The sequence below is a fragment of the Pseudomonas sp. KH_040 genome, assembly GCF_057839305.1.
On sequence record NZ_CM174487.1, the window covers coordinates 6,262,664 to 6,282,532 of the forward strand.

Annotated in this window: 25 protein-coding genes; 15 read left to right on the top strand and 10 right to left on the bottom strand. The window is 60.4% G+C overall.

The window, feature by feature from the left end; all coding sequences use genetic code 11:
• The first annotated feature begins 24 nt into the window (after positions 1 to 24).
• Together AC3IUF_RS27960 and AC3IUF_RS27965 are read left to right on the top strand one after the other, a co-directional pair.
• Positions 25 to 1,029 carry an aspartate carbamoyltransferase catalytic subunit gene (locus AC3IUF_RS27960; RefSeq protein WP_007913665.1) on the top strand — a complete coding sequence of 335 codons (1,005 nt, stop codon included), beginning with the start codon at positions 25 to 27 and terminating at the stop codon, positions 1,027 to 1,029.
• Positions 1,026 to 2,297, top strand: a complete 1,272-nt coding sequence (locus AC3IUF_RS27965) for a dihydroorotase (protein ID WP_489279840.1) — start codon at positions 1,026 to 1,028, stop codon at positions 2,295 to 2,297. Before AC3IUF_RS27960 ends, AC3IUF_RS27965 begins: the two co-directional genes overlap by 4 nt.
• Before the next feature lie 102 nt (positions 2,298 to 2,399).
• Here AC3IUF_RS27965 and AC3IUF_RS27970 read toward each other — a convergent pair whose 3' ends face one another.
• Positions 2,400 to 2,831, bottom strand: coding sequence for an NINE protein (locus AC3IUF_RS27970; RefSeq protein ID WP_007913651.1), 432 nt, complete (start codon positions 2,829 to 2,831; stop codon positions 2,400 to 2,402).
• Positions 2,832 to 3,079: 248 nt separating this feature from the next.
• Here AC3IUF_RS27970 and AC3IUF_RS27975 point away from each other — a divergent pair, with 248 nt between their 5' ends.
• Positions 3,080 to 3,697: a C40 family peptidase gene (locus AC3IUF_RS27975; RefSeq protein ID WP_007913648.1), complete on the top strand. Its 618-nt coding sequence runs from the start codon at positions 3,080 to 3,082 to the stop codon at positions 3,695 to 3,697.
• 105 nt (positions 3,698 to 3,802) lie between these two features.
• On the opposite strand, the gene AC3IUF_RS27980 is transcribed toward AC3IUF_RS27975, so the two are convergent.
• Complete coding sequence (locus AC3IUF_RS27980; protein WP_007953348.1) at positions 3,803 to 4,837, bottom strand: type IV pilus twitching motility protein PilT; 1,035 nt, start codon at positions 4,835 to 4,837, stop codon at positions 3,803 to 3,805.
• 56 nt (positions 4,838 to 4,893) lie between these two features.
• Between AC3IUF_RS27980 and AC3IUF_RS27985 the strand changes: the two genes are divergently transcribed.
• The 10 genes from AC3IUF_RS27985 to AC3IUF_RS28030 all read left to right on the top strand — a co-directional run bounded on the left by AC3IUF_RS27985 (position 4,894) and on the right by AC3IUF_RS28030 (position 11,927).
• Positions 4,894 to 5,580, top strand: coding sequence for a YggS family pyridoxal phosphate-dependent enzyme (locus AC3IUF_RS27985; protein WP_489279842.1), 687 nt, complete (start codon positions 4,894 to 4,896; stop codon positions 5,578 to 5,580).
• A gap of 23 nt (positions 5,581 to 5,603) precedes the next feature.
• Positions 5,604 to 6,422, top strand: a complete 819-nt coding sequence (gene proC, locus AC3IUF_RS27990) for a pyrroline-5-carboxylate reductase (RefSeq protein ID WP_007913644.1) — start codon at positions 5,604 to 5,606, stop codon at positions 6,420 to 6,422.
• 10 nt (positions 6,423 to 6,432) lie between these two features.
• Complete coding sequence (locus AC3IUF_RS27995) at positions 6,433 to 7,023, top strand: YggT family protein (RefSeq protein WP_007913643.1); 591 nt, start codon at positions 6,433 to 6,435, stop codon at positions 7,021 to 7,023.
• A complete protein-coding gene (locus AC3IUF_RS28000; RefSeq protein WP_007913642.1) occupies positions 7,020 to 7,316 on the top strand; it encodes a DUF167 domain-containing protein in 297 nt (98 codons plus the stop codon). The genes AC3IUF_RS27995 and AC3IUF_RS28000 overlap by 4 nt, the downstream gene beginning before the upstream one ends.
• 228 nt (positions 7,317 to 7,544) lie before the next feature.
• Complete coding sequence (gene metX, locus AC3IUF_RS28005; RefSeq protein ID WP_093429832.1) at positions 7,545 to 8,684, top strand: homoserine O-succinyltransferase MetX; 1,140 nt, start codon at positions 7,545 to 7,547, stop codon at positions 8,682 to 8,684.
• A 7-nt stretch (positions 8,685 to 8,691) separates the two neighbouring features.
• Positions 8,692 to 9,312, top strand: a complete 621-nt coding sequence (gene metW / locus AC3IUF_RS28010) for a methionine biosynthesis protein MetW (protein WP_007913638.1) — start codon at positions 8,692 to 8,694, stop codon at positions 9,310 to 9,312.
• Between the two features lie 26 nt (positions 9,313 to 9,338).
• Entirely contained in the window at positions 9,339 to 9,773 is a 435-nt protein-coding gene (locus AC3IUF_RS28015; protein ID WP_414916462.1) for a DUF4426 domain-containing protein, read from the top strand.
• Positions 9,770 to 10,366: an RdgB/HAM1 family non-canonical purine NTP pyrophosphatase gene (gene rdgB / locus AC3IUF_RS28020; RefSeq protein ID WP_034153664.1), complete on the top strand. Its 597-nt coding sequence runs from the start codon at positions 9,770 to 9,772 to the stop codon at positions 10,364 to 10,366. The genes AC3IUF_RS28015 and rdgB overlap by 4 nt, the downstream gene beginning before the upstream one ends.
• Positions 10,363 to 11,568 (top strand): radical SAM family heme chaperone HemW, encoded by a 1,206-nt coding sequence (gene hemW, locus AC3IUF_RS28025; RefSeq protein WP_489279845.1) that lies wholly within the window; start codon positions 10,363 to 10,365, stop codon positions 11,566 to 11,568. The genes rdgB and hemW overlap by 4 nt, the downstream gene beginning before the upstream one ends.
• A 35-nt stretch (positions 11,569 to 11,603) precedes the next feature.
• Positions 11,604 to 11,927: a DUF3392 domain-containing protein gene (locus tag AC3IUF_RS28030; protein WP_007913629.1), complete on the top strand. Its 324-nt coding sequence runs from the start codon at positions 11,604 to 11,606 to the stop codon at positions 11,925 to 11,927.
• A 134-nt stretch (positions 11,928 to 12,061) separates the two neighbouring features.
• Here the strand turns inward: AC3IUF_RS28030 and trmB are convergent, their stop codons facing one another.
• The 4 genes from trmB to AC3IUF_RS28050 form a co-directional block, all read right to left on the bottom strand.
• On the bottom strand, positions 12,062 to 12,787 hold the full coding sequence (trmB, locus tag AC3IUF_RS28035) for a tRNA (guanosine(46)-N7)-methyltransferase TrmB (RefSeq protein ID WP_007913622.1): 726 nt from the start codon (positions 12,785 to 12,787) through the stop codon (positions 12,062 to 12,064).
• A gap of 9 nt (positions 12,788 to 12,796) precedes the next feature.
• The gene (locus tag AC3IUF_RS28040) at positions 12,797 to 13,591 is read right to left on the bottom strand and encodes a thiazole synthase (RefSeq protein WP_007913621.1); all 795 of its coding nucleotides are present in this window, start codon (positions 13,589 to 13,591) and stop codon (positions 12,797 to 12,799) included.
• 60 nt (positions 13,592 to 13,651) lie between these two features.
• The gene (gene thiS, locus AC3IUF_RS28045; protein ID WP_123454333.1) at positions 13,652 to 13,852 is read right to left on the bottom strand and encodes a sulfur carrier protein ThiS; all 201 of its coding nucleotides are present in this window, start codon (positions 13,850 to 13,852) and stop codon (positions 13,652 to 13,654) included.
• 71 nt (positions 13,853 to 13,923) lie between these two features.
• Positions 13,924 to 14,304, bottom strand: coding sequence for a DUF423 domain-containing protein (locus AC3IUF_RS28050; protein WP_007950170.1), 381 nt, complete (start codon positions 14,302 to 14,304; stop codon positions 13,924 to 13,926).
• A 74-nt stretch (positions 14,305 to 14,378) separates the two neighbouring features.
• On the opposite strand from AC3IUF_RS28050, the gene mtgA reads away from it, so the two are divergent.
• Complete coding sequence (mtgA, locus tag AC3IUF_RS28055) at positions 14,379 to 15,101, top strand: monofunctional biosynthetic peptidoglycan transglycosylase (RefSeq protein ID WP_007913618.1); 723 nt, start codon at positions 14,379 to 14,381, stop codon at positions 15,099 to 15,101.
• Positions 15,102 to 15,308: 207 nt separating this feature from the next.
• Here mtgA and rpoH read toward each other — a convergent pair whose 3' ends face one another.
• The 4 genes from rpoH to ftsY all read right to left on the bottom strand — a co-directional run bounded on the left by rpoH (position 15,309) and on the right by ftsY (position 19,534).
• Positions 15,309 to 16,163 (bottom strand): RNA polymerase sigma factor RpoH, encoded by an 855-nt coding sequence (gene rpoH, locus AC3IUF_RS28060; protein WP_007913617.1) that lies wholly within the window; start codon positions 16,161 to 16,163, stop codon positions 15,309 to 15,311.
• Positions 16,164 to 16,278: 115 nt separating this feature from the next.
• Positions 16,279 to 17,304: a permease-like cell division protein FtsX gene (gene ftsX / locus AC3IUF_RS28065; protein ID WP_077574909.1), complete on the bottom strand. Its 1,026-nt coding sequence runs from the start codon at positions 17,302 to 17,304 to the stop codon at positions 16,279 to 16,281.
• Entirely contained in the window at positions 17,301 to 17,972 is a 672-nt protein-coding gene (gene ftsE, locus AC3IUF_RS28070; protein ID WP_003229148.1) for a cell division ATP-binding protein FtsE, read from the bottom strand. Before ftsE ends, ftsX begins: the two co-directional genes overlap by 4 nt.
• Entirely contained in the window at positions 17,969 to 19,534 is a 1,566-nt protein-coding gene (gene ftsY, locus AC3IUF_RS28075) for a signal recognition particle-docking protein FtsY (RefSeq protein WP_489279847.1), read from the bottom strand. The genes ftsE and ftsY overlap by 4 nt, the downstream gene beginning before the upstream one ends.
• Between ftsY and AC3IUF_RS28080 the strand changes: the two genes are divergently transcribed.
• Entirely contained in the window at positions 19,533 to 19,727 is a 195-nt protein-coding gene (locus tag AC3IUF_RS28080; RefSeq protein ID WP_025112092.1) for a hypothetical protein, read from the top strand. The two genes, ftsY and AC3IUF_RS28080, sit on opposite strands and share 2 nt — an antisense overlap.
• Positions 19,728 to 19,869: the final 142 nt, after the last annotated feature.

A 19,869-nucleotide genomic window follows, 5' to 3' on the forward strand; every position in this document is an offset into this window, starting at 1 on the left:
GCCCTATTGAGAGTCCCCTTCGCGATGACGCCTCTAGATACCAAGCGCCCGCTGCAGCTCAATGATCAGGGCCAGCTGCGCCACTTCCTCTCGCTCGATGGCCTGCGCCGCGAGTTGCTGACGGAAATCCTCGACACTGCCGACTCGTTCCTCGAAGTCGGTGCCCGGGCGGTGAAGAAAGTCCCGTTGCTGCGCGGCAAGACCGTGTGCAACGTGTTCTTCGAAAACTCCACGCGCACCCGCACCACCTTCGAACTGGCGGCCCAGCGACTGTCGGCGGACGTGATCACCCTGAACGTGTCGACCTCGTCGGCAAGCAAGGGTGAAACCCTGCTCGACACCCTGCGCAACCTTGAAGCCATGGCCGCCGACATGTTCGTCGTACGCCACGGTGATTCCGGCGCCGCGCACTTCATCGCCGAACATGTTTGCCCGCAAGTGGCGATCATCAACGGCGGCGACGGCCGTCACGCCCACCCGACGCAGGGCATGCTCGACATGCTCACCATCCGTCGGCACAAGGGCGGTTTCGAAAACCTCTCGGTGGCCATCGTTGGCGACATCCTGCACTCGCGGGTCGCGCGCTCGAACATGCTCGCGCTGAAAACCCTCGGTTGCCCGGACATCCGCGTGATCGCGCCGAAAACCCTGCTGCCAATCGGCATCGAGCAATACGGCGTGAAGGTTTACACCGACATGACCGAAGGCCTGAAGGATGTCGACGTGGTGATCATGCTGCGCCTGCAGCGTGAACGCATGACCGGCGGCCTGTTGCCGAGCGAAGGCGAGTTCTACCGCCTGTTCGGCCTGACCACCGCGCGTCTGGCCGGGGCCAAACCCGATTGCATCGTCATGCACCCGGGGCCGATCAACCGTGGCGTGGAAATCGAGTCAGCAGTGGCCGACGGCCCGCACTCGGTGATCCTCAATCAGGTCACCTACGGCATCGCGATTCGTATGGCTGTGCTGTCCATGGCCATGAGCGGACAAACCGCGCAGCGTCAATTCGAGCAGGAGAACGCCCAGTGAAGCTCAGCATTCTCGGCGCACGCGTCATCGATCCAAGCAGCGGCCTGGATCAAGTCACCGACATTCACGTTGAAGCCTGCAAGATCGTCGCCCTCGGCGCGGCCCCGGCGGGTTTCACGGCAGTGGAAACCATTGACGCCCAAGGCCTTGTTGCCGCTCCGGGCCTCGTTGATCTGAACGTAGCCCTGCGCGAGCCGGGTTACAGCCGCAAAGGCTCGATCATCAGCGAAACCCGCGCGGCAGCGGCCGGCGGTGTGACCAGCCTGTGCTGTCCGCCGAAAACCAAACCGGTGCTCGACACTTCCGCCGTGGCCGAACTGATCCTCGACCGCGCACGCGAAGCCGGCAACACCAAGGTGTTCCCGATCGGCGCGCTGAGCAAAGGTCTGGACGGCGAGCAACTGGCTGAGCTGGTTGCGTTGAGCGACGCTGGTTGCGTGGCGTTCGGCAATGGTCTGGAGAGTTTCCGCAATACCCGCACGCTGTGCCGGGCGCTGGAATATGCGGCGACGTTTGATCTGACGGTGATTTTCAACTCGCAGGATCATGACCTGGCCGAGGGCGGTCTCGCCCACGAAGGCGCGGTGGCCAGCTTCCTCGGTCTGCCGGGGATTCCGGAAACTGCTGAAACTGTGGCTTTGGCTCGCGACCTGCTACTGGTCGAGCAGACTGGCGTGCGTGCGCACTTCAGCCAGTTGACCAGCGCTCGCGGCGTGGCTCTGATCGCGCAGGCTCAGGCCCGCGGCCTGAAGGTGACGGCGGATGTCGCGCTGTATCAGTTGATTCTGACCGACGAAGCATTGATCGACTTCAGCAGCCTGTACCACGTGCAACCGCCGCTGCGCACTCGTGCGGATCGCGATGGTCTGCGTGAGGCAGTGAAATCCGGCGTGGTCTCGGCGATTTCCAGCCATCACCAGCCGCACGAACGCGACGCCAAACTGGCGCCATTCGGCGCGACCGAGCCGGGCATCAGCAGTGTTGAGTTGCTGCTGCCGCTGGCGATGACGCTGGTTGAGGATGGGTTGCTGGATCTGCCTACCTTGCTGGCGCGTTTGAGCGCTGGCCCGGCTGAAGCGCTGCGTCTGCCGGCAGGCAAACTGGCAGTGGGTGGTGCGGCGGATATCGTGCTGTTCGATCCGCAGGCTTCGACGGTGGCCGGTGAAGGCTGGTTGTCGAAGGGTGAGAACTGCCCGTTCATTGGGCACACTTTGCCGGGTGTGGTTCGCTACACCTTGGTGGATGGGCGGATCAGTCACCAGGCTTGATACCGGGTTGCCCCCAATCGCTGGCAAGCCAGCTCCCACAAGGTCTTGCGCTATCTCTGGGTTAGCGCAAAAACCTGTGGGAGCTGGCTTGCCAGCGATGGCTTACTGGAAGGCGCCTCTGCCTTCGGCGTTGCGTACGGACACCTGATCATTCAGCGTCCAGAAGTCATACAGCACCCCCAGAAAGAACAACCCGCCCGTCAGCAGATAGATCAGCCCACTGATCCATTTGCCCTGATACATCCGGTGCACACCCAATGCTCCGAGGAACGTCAGCAGAATCCACGCTACGTTGTACTCGATCGGCCCGGCGGTAAAACGCAGATCCGCCTCGCGATCCATCGCCGGGATCAAGAACAGGTCGATCAGCCAGCCAATGCCCAGCAAACCGAAGGTGAAGAACCAGATCGTCCCGGTCACCGGCTTGCCGTAATAGAAGCGGTGAGCACCGGTAAAACCGAAAATCCACAGCAGATACCCGATGATTTTGCTGTGCGTATCTTGCTGCTGAACAAATTGTTGATAGGGGTTCATGAAGACCTCGATTCACACGATAGATAAATATTCTTGAATTCTTTGTGACTTTTTTACAGGTAGCCGACGTACGGCAAATGTTACCGTTGCTACCGTCAAAGCCTTATAGCACCTGACTTCTGTCCGACAATTGCGTCCATTTGCCGCTTATTTGGTTCCGTTGGCCACCAACTGAATCGACCAACGGACTCGGAATGAAAAAAAACTCTGTTATAAAGTTGCGCGCTATCACTGAAGAGCCACGCCTAATGCGACCATTTTTCAAGACATGGCTAACCATCTGCCTATTAATGCCACTGGCCGCCCACGCCACCAATCGTGAGCAACGTCTTCCTAACGTTAACGGCTTCACCCCTAAATCCCATGCTTCGGCTCCTTCGAGCAAAAGCAGCAAAAGCAAAACCACCACGCTGAGCAGCAAGAGCCACAGCAAGCTGGTGCCACCGATGGCGAGCAAGGAAAGCAGCAATGTGCTGAGCCGTGCGGTGAACGTCCTCGGTACACCCTATCGTTGGGGCGGCAGCAGCCCAAGTAAAGGCTTCGATTGCAGCGGCCTGGTGAAATACGCGTTCAACGACGCCACCTTCGACCTGCCTCGCACCTCGAATGCCATGGCCAGCGGCCACGGCGAGAAAGTCGAGCGCAAGGATCTGAAGCCGGGCGACCTGATTTTCTTCAACATCAAGAGCCGCCGGGTCAACCATGTTGCCATCTACCTGGGCAACGACCGCTTCATCCACGCACCGCGTCGTGGCAAAGCGGTGAGCATCGATACGCTGAACAAGCCGTACTGGCAGCAGCATTACGTAGTGGCCAAGCGTGTGTTGCCGAAAGAACAGCAGCAGATGCGCGTGGTTCAGCGCTAAGTCTTCGAAGCAAGATCAAAAGATCGCAGCCTTCGGCAGCTCCTACATCGGGATCAGCGTTTCCCTGTAGGAGCTGCCGAAGGCTGCGATCTTTAGCTTCTGGTCTCAGAAATTATCCGGCGTGCGCGCCTTCTCCCGCGCATGCTCGCGACTGATCAAGCCCTTGGTCACCAGATCCTTCAGGCACATGTCCAGTGTCTGCATCCCCAACGACCCACCGGTCTGAATCGCCGAATACATCTGCGCGACCTTGTCCTCACGAATCAGGTTACGGATCGCCGACGTGCCCAGCATGATCTCGTGCGCCGCCACCCGTCCGCCGCCGATCTTCTTGATCAACGTCTGCGAGACCACCGCCAGTAACGACTCCGACAACATCGAACGCACCATCGACTTCTCGTCACCCGGGAAAACATCCACGACACGGTCGATGGTTTTCGCTGCGGATGTGGTGTGCAGGGTGCCGAACACCAGATGCCCGGTTTCCGCAGCGGTCAGTGCCAGGCGAATGGTTTCCAGGTCACGCATCTCGCCGACCAGGATCACATCCGGGTCTTCACGTAGCGCCGAGCGCAAAGCGGTGGCGAAACTGCGGGTATCACGGTGAACTTCACGCTGATTGATCAGGCATTTGCGCGATTCGTGAACGAATTCGATCGGGTCTTCAATGGTCAGAATATGGTGATGACGGTGGGTGTTGAGGTAATCGATCATCGCCGCCAACGTGGTTGATTTGCCTGAACCGGTCGGCCCGGTGACCAGCACCAGCCCACGCGGCGCATCGGTGATCTTGCGAAAGACATCGCCCATGGCCAGATCTTCCATGCTCAGCACTTTCGACGGAATGGTACGAAATACCGCTCCGGCGCCACGGTTCTGGTTGAAGGCGTTAACCCGGAAACGCGCGACACCCGGCACTTCGAAGGAAAAGTCGGTTTCCAGATGTTTCTCGAAGTCGACGCGCTGGGTGTCGTTCATGATGTCGTATATCAGTTCGTGCACTTGCTTGTGATCCAGCGCCGGCAGATTGATCCGCCGCACATCGCCATCGACACGGATCATCGGCGGCAGACCGGCCGACAGATGCAGGTCGGAAGCGCCCTGTTTGGCGCTGAAGGCCAGCAATTCAGTGATATCCATAGCGCTCCTCAATTCCAGTAGAATGCCGCGAACCTTCAGACCGCCGGCGCCTCTTGATGTCCACGATAGCAGACAACATTTTCCACGTTGGTTCGCGCATCCAGACCGCGACCCAAGCCGCACACCGTCCTGAAAACAGCGTCCAGTTGCTCGCCGTGAGCAAAACCAAACCCGCCGAAGCGCTGCGCGAGGCGTATGCCGCCGGCCTGCGCGACTTTGGCGAGAACTACCTGCAGGAAGCCCTGGGCAAACAGCTCGAACTGGCCGACTTGCCCTTGATCTGGCACTTCATCGGCCCCATTCAATCGAACAAGACTCGGGCGATTGCCGAGCATTTCGATTGGGTGCATTCCGTGGATCGCCTGAAAATCGCTCAACGTCTGTCCGAACAGCGCCCGGCCGAGCTGCCGCCGCTGAACATCTGCATTCAGGTCAACGTCAGCGGTGAAGCCAGTAAATCCGGCTGCACCCCGGCTGATCTGCCGGCATTGGCCGAGGCCATCAACGCATTACCGCGCCTGAAATTGCGTGGCCTGATGGCGATTCCCGAGCCGACCGAAGATCGCGCCGAGCAAGACGCGGCCTTCGCCGCTATACAGAAATTGCAGGCCAGCCTCGATCTGCCGCTCGACACACTGTCCATGGGCATGAGCCACGACCTCGAGTCGGCCATTGCCCAAGGCGCCACTTGGGTGCGTATCGGTACCGCCCTGTTTGGCGCCCGTGATTATTCCCAGTCTTGAACCATTCCAGATAAGGACCACACATGAGCAACACACGTATTGCGTTTATCGGTGCGGGCAACATGGCGGCCAGTCTGATTGGCGGCCTGCGCGCCAAGGGTCTGGAAGCCGGACAGATCCGCGCCAGCGACCCGGGTGAAGAAACCCGCGCCAAGGTCAGTGCCGAACACGGCATCGAAACTTTCGCCGACAATGCTCAGGCCATCGACGGCGTCGATGTGATCGTGCTGGCGGTCAAGCCGCAGGCTATGAAAGCCGTGTGCGAAGCCATTCGCCCAAGCCTGAAACCCAATCAATTGGTGGTGTCGATTGCTGCCGGTATCACCTGTGCCAGCATGACCGCGTGGCTCGGCGAGCAGCCGATCGTGCGCTGCATGCCCAATACCCCGGCGCTGCTGCGCCAGGGCGTCAGCGGCTTGTACGCGACCAGCGAAGTGACTGCCGAGCAGCGTCAGCAAGCCGAAGAGCTGCTGTCCGCCGTCGGCATCGCCCTGTGGCTGAATGAAGAACAGCAACTGGACGCCGTCACCGCCGTGTCCGGTTCCGGCCCTGCCTACTTCTTCCTGCTGATCGAAGCCATGACTGCCGCCGGCGTCAAACTCGGCCTGCCGAAAGACGTCGCAGAACAACTGACCCTGCAAACGGCGCTGGGCGCAGCGCACATGGCGGTTTCCAGCGATGTCGACGCCGCCGAACTGCGCCGTCGCGTGACCTCGCCAAACGGCACCACGGAAGCTGCAATCAAATCATTCCAGGCCAATGGCTTTGAAGCCCTGGTCGAAACCGCACTCGGCGCCGCCGCGCACCGCTCGGCCGAAATGGCCGAACAACTGGGCAAATAAGGAGCCTTACATGATTGGATTGAACACCGCAGCGGTTTACGTGCTGCAAACCCTCGGCAGTCTGTACCTGCTGATCGTGCTGCTGCGCTTCGTACTGCAACTGGTACGGGCGAACTTCTACAACCCGCTGTGCCAGTTCATCGTCAAAGCGACCCAGCCACTGCTCAAGCCACTGCGCCGGATCATTCCGAGCCTGTTCGGTCTGGACATGTCGTCGCTGGTGCTGGCGATTCTGGTGCAACTGGCGCTGATGGCGCTGACCCTGCTGCTGACTTACGGCACCACCGGCAACCCGCTGCAACTGTTTATCTGGTCGCTGATCGGCGTGACCGCGCTGTTCCTGAAGATCTTCTTCTTCGCCCTGATCATCAGCGTGATCCTCTCGTGGGTCGCGCCGGGCAGCCACAATCCGGGTGCTGAACTGGTCAACCAGATCTGCGAGCCGGCGCTGGCGCCGTTCCGCCGCTTCCTGCCGAATCTTGGCGGTCTGGACCTGTCGCCAATCTTCGCCTTCCTCGCGTTGAAGCTGATCGACATGCTGGTGATCAACAATCTGGCGGCGATGACGATGATGCCGGAAATCCTGCGCTTGCTGATGTGAGCTGGTTCCGTTGGGACGGTGACGACTTGATCCTCGAGTGTCACCTGCAACCGGCAGCCCGTAGCGATGACTTCGCCGGGCTGCATGGGGATCGCTTGAAGATTCGCCTGACTGCGCCGCCGGTCGAGGGCAAGGCCAATGCTTATCTGATGGGTTTTCTGGCCAAGGCGTTTGGCGTTTCGAAGAGCCAGGTCAGTTTGCTCAGTGGTGAGTTGAACCGGCAAAAGCGGGTGAAGATCTGCTCGCCGAAGAAGTTGCCGGATTTGCCTGGGTTGGTTGGGCGCTTGTCTTGAGTTTTGCAGCGCCTGCGCCCCTCACCCCAGCCCTCTCCCCCTGGAGAGGGAGCCGATCCAGGGTGTTTTCGGAACCTGAGTTCAGCCCGGATAGATCAGGTCGGCGTAGCTCAAAAGAACACCTCGGTCGGTCCCCTCTACCTCTGGGAGAGGGCTAGGGTGAGGGCCGCTTGCCGCTAACCCCCCCGGTCTTTAGACTTACGCCTCATTTCAACGAGAGCAGGGTCGATGCCAACTGCCTTTCCCCCCGATTCTGTTGGTCTGGTGACGCCGCAAACCGCGCACTTCAGCGATCCGCTGGCGCTGGCCTGTGGCCGCTCGCTGGCCGCCTATGACCTGATCTACGAAACCTACGGCACGCTGAACGCGCAAGCGAGCAACGCCGTGCTGATTTGCCACGCCTTGTCCGGCCATCATCACGCCGCCGGCTACCACAGCGTCGACGACCGCAAACCCGGTTGGTGGGACAGCTGCATCGGCCCCGGCAAACCGATCGACACCAACAAGTTCTTCGTGGTCAGCCTGAACAACCTCGGCGGCTGCAACGGCTCCACCGGCCCGAGCAGCATCAACCCGGAGACCGGAAAACCGTTCGGTGCCGACTTCCCGGTACTCACCGTGGAAGACTGGGTGCACAGCCAGGCGCGTCTCGCTGATCTGCTCGGCATCGGCCAGTGGGCAGCCGTGATCGGCGGCAGCCTCGGCGGCATGCAGGCGCTGCAATGGACCATCACTTACCCGGATCGCGTGCGTCATTGCCTGGCCATCGCCTCGGCACCGAAGCTGTCGGCGCAGAACATCGCCTTCAACGAAGTGGCGCGTCAGGCGATCCTCACGGACCCGGAATTCCACGGTGGTTCGTTCCAGGAAGCGGGCGTGATCCCCAAGCGCGGGCTGATGCTGGCGCGGATGGTCGGGCACATCACCTACCTGTCCGACGATTCGATGGGCGAGAAATTCGGCCGTGGCCTCAAGAGCGAGAAGCTCAACTACGACTTCCACAGCGTCGAGTTTCAGGTCGAAAGCTACCTGCGTTATCAGGGCGAAGAGTTCTCCGGACGCTTCGACGCCAACACCTATCTGTTGATGACCAAGGCACTGGATTACTTCGATCCGGCGGCGAACTTCGACGATAACCTGGCGAAAACCTTCGAGAACGCCACGGCCAAGTTCTGCGTGATGTCGTTCACCACCGACTGGCGTTTCTCCCCGGCCCGTTCGCGGGAACTGGTGGACGCGCTGATGGCGGCACGCAAAGACGTCAGCTACCTGGAAATCGACGCACCGCAGGGCCACGACGCCTTCCTGATTCCGATCCCGCGCTACTTGCAGGCGTTCGGCAATTACATGAACCGCATCACGTTGTGAGAAAGCCATGAGAGCTGATCTGGAAATCATCCAGGAATGGATCCCCGCCGGCAGCCGCGTCCTCGACCTCGGTTGCGGTGACGGCGAGCTGCTGACCTGGCTGCGCGACAACAAGAACGTCACCGGTTATGGCCTGGAAAACGACGCTGACAACATTGCCCAGTGCGTGGCCAAAGGCGTCAACGTTATCGAGCAGGATCTGGACAAGGGGCTGGGCAACTTTGCCAGCAACAGTTTCGACATCGTCGTCATGACCCAGGCCCTGCAAGCCGTGCACTACCCGGACAAGATCCTCGACGAAATGCTCCGGGTCGGTCGCCAATGCATCATCACCTTCCCGAATTTTGGTCACTGGCGCTGCCGCTGGTACCTGGCGAGCAAGGGGCGCATGCCGGTCTCCGAGTTTTTGCCGTACACCTGGTACAACACACCGAACATTCACTTCTGCACCTTCGAAGACTTTGAAGAACTTTGCCGCGAACGTGATGCGAAGGTCATTGATCGGCTTGCCGTGGATCAACAGCACCGTCACGGGTGGGCCAGTAAGCTATGGCCTAATCTGTTAGGTGAGATCGGTATCTACCGCGTCAGCAGCCCGCAGCTTGCAGACCACAAAGTCGCGGTCTGAATCCCGTCATTTCGAGGAGCACGATCATGGGTCGTTTAGCGTTGTTGTTATTGACTGCCTGCCTGAGCGCCAGCGCCCTGGCGGCCGACGTCATCAAGGGCGAACGCAAGGAAACCTTCGGCGACGTCACGGTGCACTACAACACTTTCAACTCGACGTTTCTGACGCCGGACATCGCCAAGGCTGCGGAACTGGTGCGCAGCAAGAATCAGGGCGTGATCAATGTCTCGGTGATCAAGGACGGCAAACCGCTGGTCGCCAACGTCACCGGCACGGTCAAAGACCTGACCAGCCAGAGCGTGCCGCTGAATTTCCGCCAGATCACCGAACAGGGCGCGATCTACTACATCGCCCAGTATCCGGTTGAGCAGCAGGAAACCCGCACCTTTGAGATCAAGGTGCAGAACGGCGACAAGATCAACACCATCAATTTCAACCAAGAACTCTTTCCCGGCGAATGATGAACATCAAGCAGCTCGTACTGGCCAGCCATAACGCCGGCAAACTCAAAGAACTCCAGGCCATGCTCGGCGACTCGGTGCAACTGCGCTCGATTGGCGAGTGGAGCAAGGTCGAGCCGGAAGAAACCGGTCTGTCGTTCGTCGAGAACGCGATCCTCAAGGCACGCAACGCCGCACGTATTTCCGGGCTGCCGGCGCTGGCCGACGACTCAGGGCTGGCGGTGGATTTCCTTGGCGGTGCACCGGGCATCTATTCGGCGCGCTATGCCGATGGCAAGGGCGATGCGGCGAACAACGCCAAACTGCTCGATGCGCTGAAGGATGTGCCGCAAGCCGAGCGCGGCGCGCAGTTCGTTTGCGTACTGGCGCTGGTACGTCACGCCGATGATCCGTTGCCGATCCTCTGCGAAGGCTTGTGGCACGGGCGCATCCTCACCGCTGCCAGCGGCGAACACGGTTTCGGTTATGACCCGCTGTTCTGGGTGCCGGAGCGTGACGTCTCCAGCGCCGAATTGAGCCCGGCCGACAAGAACCAGATCAGCCACCGCGCCCGTGCAATGGATCTGCTGCGCCAGCGTCTGGGCTTGAAATGACCGGTGATTCTTCCGCGTCGTCGCTGATTGTCGGCGGCGCCGCCTCTTCGCCTCGGGCGCCGCTGCCGACGCTGCCGCCCCTGGCGCTGTACATCCACATCCCGTGGTGTGTGCGCAAATGCCCGTATTGCGACTTCAACTCGCACACCGCCAGCCCGGTGTTGCCGGAGCAGGAGTACGTCGACGCCTTGCTGGCCGATCTCGATCAGGATCTGCACGCCGTGTACGGGCGTGAAATCAGTTCGATCTTTTTCGGTGGCGGCACGCCGAGCCTGTTCAGCGCCGAAGCCCTCGGGCGACTGCTGGAAGGCGTCGAGCAGCGCATTCCATTTGCTCATGACATCGAAATCACTCTGGAAGCCAATCCCGGCACCTTCGAGCAAGAGAAGTTCGTCGCGTACCGCAAGCTGGGGATCAATCGCCTGTCGATTGGCATCCAGAGTTTCCAGCAGGAAAAGCTCAAGGCGCTGGGCCGGATTCACAACGGTGACGAAGCGGTGCGTGCTGCCGGCATGGCGCGTCAGGCCGGGTTCGATAACTTCAACCTCGACTTGATGCACGGCTTGCCGGATCAGTCGCTAGACGATGCCTTGAGCGATTTGCGCCAGGCTATCGAACTGAATCCGACGCACATCTCCTGGTATCAACTGACATTGGAACCGAACACCGTGTTCTGGAACCAGCCGCCGGTGCTGCCGGAGGACGACACGCTGTGGGACATTCAGGAAGCCGGGCAGGCGCTTTTGGCCGAGCACGGTTACGCGCAGTACGAAGTCTCGGCTTATGCCCAGGCCGGTCGGCCAGCGCGGCATAACCTCAATTACTGGAGCTTCGGCGACTTCATCGGCATCGGCGCGGGTGCGCACGGCAAGTTGAGTCATCCCGACGGACGCATCGTGCGTACCTGGAAGACCCGTCTGCCGAAGGACTATCTCAACCCGGCAAAAAGCTTCCAGGCTGGCGAAAAAGCCCTGACCAATGACGAGATGCCGTTCGAGTTTCTGATGAACGCTTTGCGCCTGACCGCTGGCGTCGAATCGCGCCTGTATCCGGAGCGCACCGGGCTGTCGCTGGAAAGCCTCTCCGAAGGCCGGGCCGCGGCAGAACAAAGCGGTCTGTTGCAGGTCGAACCGTCACGTCTGGCGGCCACCGAGCGCGGACAACTGTTTCTCAACGACTTGCTGCAACAATTTCTGAACTGAGCCCAGCCCTCAACTTCTGTCCTAAGGGAAAACGCATGGATTTGATACTCGACCTGCTCGCCACCGTCTCCCGCTGGAGCCGCAGCAACCTCTCGGAAATCGCCTTGGCGCTGGTGGGCTGTCTGTTGGTGCTGTTCGGCGCCGACTTCAAAGGCTGGGTCGAGCAGCGCCTGGGCAGCATCGCCGGCGCCTTGCGCGTACCGCTGATGGCGCTGCTGTGCGTGATCGGCAGCGGCGCAGCGCTGATTTACGCCACGCCGTGGGTAATCAAAGGCTTGAGCCAGTTCAACAACTACAGCCTGGCGCCAGTGCTGCTGGTAGTCCTCGTCCTCATCGGCGTGGTCGCCGACCGCCGCTGATCTTTCGGCCGCTTTTGATCGTTCCCATGCTCCGCGTGGGAATGCCTCAATGGACGCTCTGCGTCCGCTGTGGGACGCAGAGCGTCCCGGGCAGCATTCCCACGCAGAGCGTGGGAACGATCATTGCGTGATGCTTAGGCGAGTTTTTCGAACTTCAGGTCCCAGACGCCATGGCCAAGACGTTCGCCGCGGCGTTCGAACTTGGTGATCGGGCGTTCGGCCGGGCGTGGCACGCACTTGCCGTCTTCGGCGAGATTGCGGTAGCCCGGGGCGACGTTCATCACTTCCAGCATGTATTCGGCGTACGGTTCCCAGTCGGTAGCCATGTGCAGAATGCCGCCAACCTTCAACTTGCTGCGCACCAGTTCAGCGAACGACGCCTGAACGATACGACGTTTGTGGTGACGGCTCTTGTGCCACGGATCCGGGAAGAACAGCATCAGGCGGTCGAGGCTATTGTCGGCGATGCAGCGGTTGAGCACCTCGATCGCGTCGCAATCGTAGACGCGCAGGTTGGTCAGACCCTGGGTCAGCACGCCATTGAGCAGCGCGCCAACACCCGGACGGTGAACCTCAACACCGATGAAATCCTGCTCCGGCGCCGCCGCGGCCATTTCCAGCAGCGAGTGGCCCATGCCGAAACCGATCTCCAGCGAGCGCGGTGCCGAACGGCCGAACACTTGATCGTAATCCACCGGCGCGTCAGCCAGCGGCAGCACGTACAGCGGCGCGCCCTGATCCAGACCGCGTTGCTGGCCTTCGGTCATGCGCCCGGCGCGCATCACGAAACTCTTGATGCGGCGGTGTTGGCGCTCGTCGCCCTCTTCCGTCTGGATAGGCGTGTCGTTCGATTCAGTCATCAATGGCTCTTACTTGATCAGACCATCCAGCGGCGAAGAGGCGCTGGCATAGAGTTTTTTCGGCATACGGCCAGCAAGGTAGGCCAGGCGGCCTGCAACGATGGCGTGTTTCATGGCTTCAGCCATCATCACCGGCTGCTGGGCGTGGGCGATCGCCGAGTTCATCAGCACCGCATCGCAACCCAGTTCCATGGCGATGGTCGCGTCGGACGCAGTGCCGACACCGGCATCGACCAACACAGGAATCTTGGCTTCTTCGAGGATGATCTGCAGGTTGTACGGGTTGCAGATCCCCAGACCGGAACCGATCAGACCGGCCAGCGGCATGACCGCGATGCAGCCGATTTCTGCCAGTTGACGGGCGATGATCGGGTCATCGCTGGTGTACACCATCACGTCGAAACCTTCCTTGACCAGCGTTTCCGCGGCCTTGAGGGTTTCGATCACGTTAGGAAACAGGGTTTTCTGGTCAGCCAGTACTTCCAGCTTCACCAGGTTGTGACCATCGAGCAGCTCACGGGCCAGACGACAGGTGCGCACGGCTTCGATGGCGTCGTAGCAACCGGCGGTGTTTGGCAGGAAGGTGTAGCGCTCCGGCGACAGCACATCGAGCAGGTTCGGCTCGCCTTCGATCTGGCCCAGGTTGGTGCGGCGCACGGCGAAGGTGACGATCTCGGCACCCGAGGCTTCGATGGCCTGACGGGTTTCTTCCATGTCACGGTACTTGCCGGTACCGACCAGCAAACGCGACTGGTAAGTACGACCGGCCAGCACAAAAGGCTTGTCGCTACGAACGATGCTCATGGGGAATCCTCTTTAGGAGTGAGGGTCTTGCAGAATTCTGTACCCTTGCGGGCCGGGCGATCAGCCGCCGCCGATGGCGTGCACCACTTCGACGTTGTCACCGTCATTGAGCGTGGTGCTGGCATGCTGGCTGCGCGGGACGATATCCAGATTGAGTTCGACTGCCACCCGGCGTCCGGTCAGTTCCAGACGGGTGATCAGGGCCGCAACAGTCTCGCCGTCGGGCAGTTCAAGGGATTCACCGTTCAACTGAATGCGCATGCGCAACGCCGCCATCATTTTTAGGGGCTGGCATTCTAGCCCGATCATGACCTAAAGGTCAGCACCAAGCGTCAAGCGGTTGGTTGCAGGCGCCAGGCGGCGAGGCCCAGGCAAACCCAACCGGCCAGAAATGCCAGACCGCCGAACGGAGTGATGATGCCGAGTTTGCTGATACCGGTGATGGTCAGCACGTACAGGCTACCGGAGAACAGCAGAATGCCCACGGTGAACGACACGCCGGCCCAAGCGACCAGCCGCCCCTGAATCTGCGTGGCCAACAGCGCCACTCCGAACAGTGCCAGGGTGTGCACCAGTTGATAAGTGACGCCGGTGTGGAAAATAGACAGATATTCAGGCGTCAGTCGGCTTTTCAGGCCATGGGCGGCGAATGCGCCCAACGCAACACCGGTGAAACCGAAAAAAGCGGCCAGCATCAAAAAGCCACGCAGCATTGGGAACTCCAGTCAGACGCGATCGGCAGGGTCTGTATAATGGCCCGCTCCACCGGTTCGGCCAAGCCATCTCTATGCTGCGTACTATTTTCCGTCGTCTCACGAAGGCCCTGCTCTGGTTCGCCGGCGGCAGTGTCTTGCTGGTGCTGGTGTTTCGCTTCGTACCGCCGCCGGGCACGGCGTTGATGGTCGAGCGCAAGGTCGAATCCTGGGTCGATGGTGAGCCGATTGACCTGCAGCGCACATGGAAGCCGTGGGACGAGATCTCCGACGATCTCAAAGTGGCGGTCATGGCCGGTGAGGATCAGAAGTTTCCCGAGCATTGGGGTTTTGACTTCAGTGCGATCCAGGCCGCACTGGCGCACAACGAACTCGGCGGCTCGATTCGCGGCGCCAGCACCTTGAGCCAGCAAGTGTCGAAGAACCTGTTTCTGTGGGCCGGCCGCAGCTATCTGCGTAAAGGCCTGGAGGCCTGGTTTACCGCGCTGATCGAGGTGTTCTGGCCCAAGCAGCGGATTCTTGAGGTGTACCTGAACAGCGTCGAGTGGGATGACGGGGTGTTTGGCGCCGAAGCTGCGGCCCGCCATCACTTTGGCGTGAGCGCGAAGTCGTTGTCGCGGCAGCAGGCGAGTTATCTGGCGGCCGTTCTACCCAATCCGCGTGTCTGGAGTGCGAGTCATCCAACCGCTTATGTGTCGCGCCGGGCCGGGTGGATTCGGCAGCAGATGAGTCAGTTGGGTGGGGATAGTTATCTGTTGGGGCTCAACGATTCGCGCCGCGCACCGTGGTCTCGATAGCCAGTCAAGATTCTTCCAAACCCTAAAGATCCCTGTGGGAGCGGGCTTGCCCGCGATAGCGGTAGTTCAGCCACCATCTACATGACTGACCCGACGCCATCGCTGGCAAGCCAGCTCCCACAGGGATTGATGCTGCCCTGACATATGCGCATAAAAAAACGCCCCGATCATCGCTGATCGGGGCGTTTTTTATTGCCTGCTCGCCGGTTATGCGGCGATCGATAACTTGAGCTTGTTCATCGCGCTCTTCTCGAGCTGACGGATCCGCTCGGCCGACACGTTGTACTTCTGCGCCAGGTCGTGCAGCGTGGCTTTCTCTTCTGCCAGCCAGCGCTGGTAGAGGATGTCACGGCTGCGTTCGTCCAGCACTTCCAGCGCTTCGTGCAGGTTGCTGTTGGAGTTGTCGCTCCAGTCGGCATCTTCCAGTTGACGCGCCGGGTCGTACCGGTGGTCTTCCAGATAGTTGGCCGGCGACTGGAAAGCACTGTCGTCGTCCGCTTCCGCGGCCGGGTCGAAGGCCATGTCATGGCCGGTCAGGCGACTTTCCATCTCGCGCACTTCCCGCGGCTCGACGCCGAGGCTTTCCGCCACACGGTGGACTTCCTCGTTGTTCAGCCACGCCAGACGTTTCTTCTGGCTGCGCAGGTTGAAGAACAGCTTGCGCTGGGCCTTGGTGGTCGCGACTTTCACAATGCGCCAGTTGCGCAGGATGAACTCGTGAATTTCCGCCTTGATCCAGTGCACGGCGAACGACACCAGACGCACACCCATTTCCGGGTTGAAGCGCTTCACGGCCTTCATCAGGCCGACGTTACCTTCCTGGATCAGGTCAGCCTGAGCCAGACCGTAGCCGGAATAGCTACGGGCGATATGTACGACAAAACGCAGGTGGGCGAGCACCATCTGCCGAGCCGCCCCCAAATCCTGCTCATAGTAGAGACTCTCGGCCAGTTCACGCTCCTGCTCCGGCGTCAGCAATGGAATGCTGTTGACGGTGTGCACGTAAGCTTCCAGGTTCGCACCCGGAACCAACGCATACGCAGGTTGCAAAGAATTGGTCATACGAAAAAACCTCCCACTTACATACTCGTGCCTCTCGGCACTGCGAAAAATTGACCGGGAATTCAAGTACAAGTTCCCAAAAAAACCGCGAGGCCAATCACGCGCAAAAAAGATTCTACTTCGGCGCCAACTCCCTGAGATGACGTGCGACTGCAATCCATGCACCGATATAACCCAACAGCACCGCGCCAAGCAAGAGCGACAGACCGTCGGCAACTGGCACTCCGGCCAGCGCGAAATCACTGCCGTACAAGCCGGCCAACCCAACCACCGCATCGTTCAGCCAGTTCAGGCCAAACGCCAATACGCCCCAGGACAGTAGCCCCGCACCGAAGCCATACAACGCGCCCATATAAAGGAAAGGGCGACGCACATAACTGTCAGTGCCGCCGACGAGTTTAATCACTTCTATCTCGGTGCGGCGGTTTTCAATATGAAGACGAATGGTATTGCCTATCACCAAAAGTAATGCAGAAACCAGCAGCACTGTCAGACCGAAGACAAAACGATCGCCAAGCTTGAGGATGGCGGCCAGACGCTCGACCCAGACTAGATCAAGTTGCGCCTGTTGTACCTTGGGCAGTTCGGAAAGTTTTTGTCTTAATGCTTCCAGCGTTGGCTTGTCGACTTCATTCGGAGTGACCAGTACCACGCCCGGCAACGGGTTCTCCGGCAGCTCGCGCAGGGCTTCACCCAGTCCGGACTGTTGCTGGAACTCTTCCAGCGCCTGATCACGGCCGACATATTCAGCATCAGCTACGCCGGGCATGCCTTTGATCTGTTCGCGCAACGACTCGCCCTGTTCCGGGCTGGCGTCGAGTTGCAGATACAGCGAGATCTGCGCCGCCCGCTGCCACGAACCACCAAGACGTTCGACGTTGTTGAGCAACAGCGAAAGCCCCATCGGCAGGCTCAGCGCCACGGCCATCACCATGCAGGTGAAGAAACTGCCAATCGGCTGCTTGCCGAGGCGACGCAGGCTGTCGAGCAGGCTGGCACGATGGCTTTCGACCCACGCACGGAACAACGTGGCGAAGTCCGGACCGTCGTCTTCGTCGTGCTTTTTCTTTTTCGGCGGCTGCGGATCGGCGGCTTTCGGGGCCACGCGCTCGGAAACCTTCGGACTGCGTGTTGCACTCATACCCCGGCCTCCCCGTCGCCGATCAATCGGCCACGTTGCAGGGTCAACATGCGGTGACGCATGCGCGCGATCAGCGCCAGGTCGTGACTGGCGATCAGCACGCTGGTGCCCAGACGGTTGATGTCTTCGAACACGCCCATGATTTCCGCCGCCAGACGCGGGTCGAGGTTACCGGTCGGTTCGTCCGCCAGCAGCAAGGCCGGGCGGTGCACGATGGCGCGGGCAATGCCGACGCGCTGTTGCTGACCGGTGGACAGGTCGCCCGGGTACAGATCGGTTTTATCCGACAGCGCCACGCGTTCCAGCGCCGAATCGACACGCTTGGCGATTTCGGCCTTGGACAAGCCAAGAATCTGCAGCGGCAAGGCGACGTTGTTGAACACCGTGCGATCGAACAGCAACTGGTGATTCTGGAATACCACACCGATCTGCCGGCGCAGGAACGGAATCTGCGCGTTGCTGATGGTGCTCAGGTCTTGCCCGGCCAGCAGCAGTTTGCCACTGGTCGGACGTTCCATCGCCAGCAACAGGCGCAACAACGTGGATTTACCGGCACCGGAGTGGCCGGTGACAAACAAGAACTCGCCACGACGGACTCGAAAGCTCAGCTCATGCAAGCCGACGTGACCGTTCGGGTAGCGTTTACCGACCTGTTCGAAACGAATCATGAACGCTCCCGCTCGGCAAACAGTGCCTGGACAAAGGGTTCGGCTTCAAAGGTACGCAAATCGTCGATGCCTTCACCGACGCCGATGTAGCGGATCGGCAGGCCAAACTGCTTGGCCAGGGCGAAGATCACCCCGCCCTTGGCGGTACCGTCGAGCTTGGTCAGCGCCAGGCCGGTCAGTTCGACGGTCTGGTTGAATTGCTTGGCCTGATTGATGGCGTTCTGGCCAGTACCGGCGTCGAGCACCAGCAGCACTTCGTGCGGCGCGTCAGCGTCGAGCTTGCCAATCACACGGCGAACCTTCTTCAGCTCTTCCATCAGGTTGTCTTTGGTGTGCAGACGACCGGCGGTGTCAGCGATCAAAACGTCGATGCCGCGGGCCTTGGCAGCCTGCACGGCGTCGAAGATCACCGAAGCCGAGTCGGCGCCGGTGTGCTGGGCGATCACCGGAATCTTGTTGCGCTCGCCCCAGACCTGCAATTGTTCTACAGCGGCGGCACGGAAGGTGTCACCGGCGGCGAGCATGACTTTCTTGCCTTCCAGTTGCAGCTTCTTCGCCAGTTTGCCGATGGTGGTGGTTTTGCCGGCGCCGTTGACGCCGACTACCAGAATCACGAAAGGCTTGTTCTGCGAGGCGATTTTCAGCGGTTGTTCGACCGGTTTGAGCATCGCGGCCAGTTCGGCCTGCAGGGATTTGTACAGCGCGTCGGCGTCGGCCAGCTCTTTGCGCGCGACCTTCTGTGTCAGGCGCTGGATAATCTGCGTGGTGGCTTCGACACCCACGTCGGCGGTGAGCAGACGGGTTTCGAGGTCATCGAGCAGATCGTCATCGATGGTTTTGCGGCCGAGGAACAGGCTGGCCATGCCCTCGCCGATGCTGGCGCTGGTTTTCGACAAACCTTGCTTGAGGCGGGCGAAGAAACCGGCTTTGGTTTCTTCGGTGCGCGGGGCTTCGACCGGGGCCTCGGCAACCACTTCGACTGGAGTAACAGGAGCAGCGACAACCGGTGCAGGTGCAGGTGCAGGTGCAGGTGCAGGTGCAGGTGCAGGTGCAGGTGCAGGTGCAGGTGCAGGTGCAGGTGCAGGCTCGGGCTCTTGGACAACTGGCGCAACAAACACGGGCGCAACAGGCTCGACAACAACCGGCGCAGGCTCAACTACCGGCTCAACCACCGGCGCCGGAGCAACCTCTGCAACGAATGCAGCAGGCGCAGGAATGTCTGGGGTGATGTGCGGCGCTGCCTCTTCAACCAATGCCACTGGCTCTTCCGCCACTGGCAAAGTCAGCCATGGCTCAGCCGCCGGGGTCAGCGGCAATTCCGCCGCTACAGGCGCTTCAGGCTCGGGTTCTGGCTCGACCGGTTGCAGCACCGGCTCGGCAATCGGCAGAACGATCGGTGCCGGCTCTTCTTCTATAACCGGAGCAGGTTCCGGTGCAGGCTCAGGAATCGCGGGCGGCTGTTCGACGACGGGTTCCTGCGGTTTCTTACGCAGCCATCCGAACAGGCTTTTCTTCTCGCCAGCCGCAGCTGGGGTCTTCTTGTCGTCGTTGGAACCAAACATGGAGGACGGCTATCTCACGGTAGCGACGCGCCATAAGGGCGCCCCGGCAAATAAATATTCGATGCAGAACAGACTGTGTTTCATCCAGCTTGTTCACGCGCAACATTTTGTCGAGGCGCCACAGGCACCTCAAAGGTCGATTAATACGAAGGACTGGAACGGCATCGTCGGCGAAAACGCAGAGTTTAGCTGACAAACTCAAAGCTTCTTCCGGGAACCCATACAACCTATCGACCGATCAGTGGCTTGATAGGCGTGGCCGCCAGTAAAACGGATCAGTATCCTAGCACCTCCTCGCCCGCCTAGGCTAAGACCAAGCGGGCAGCCCAACAGGT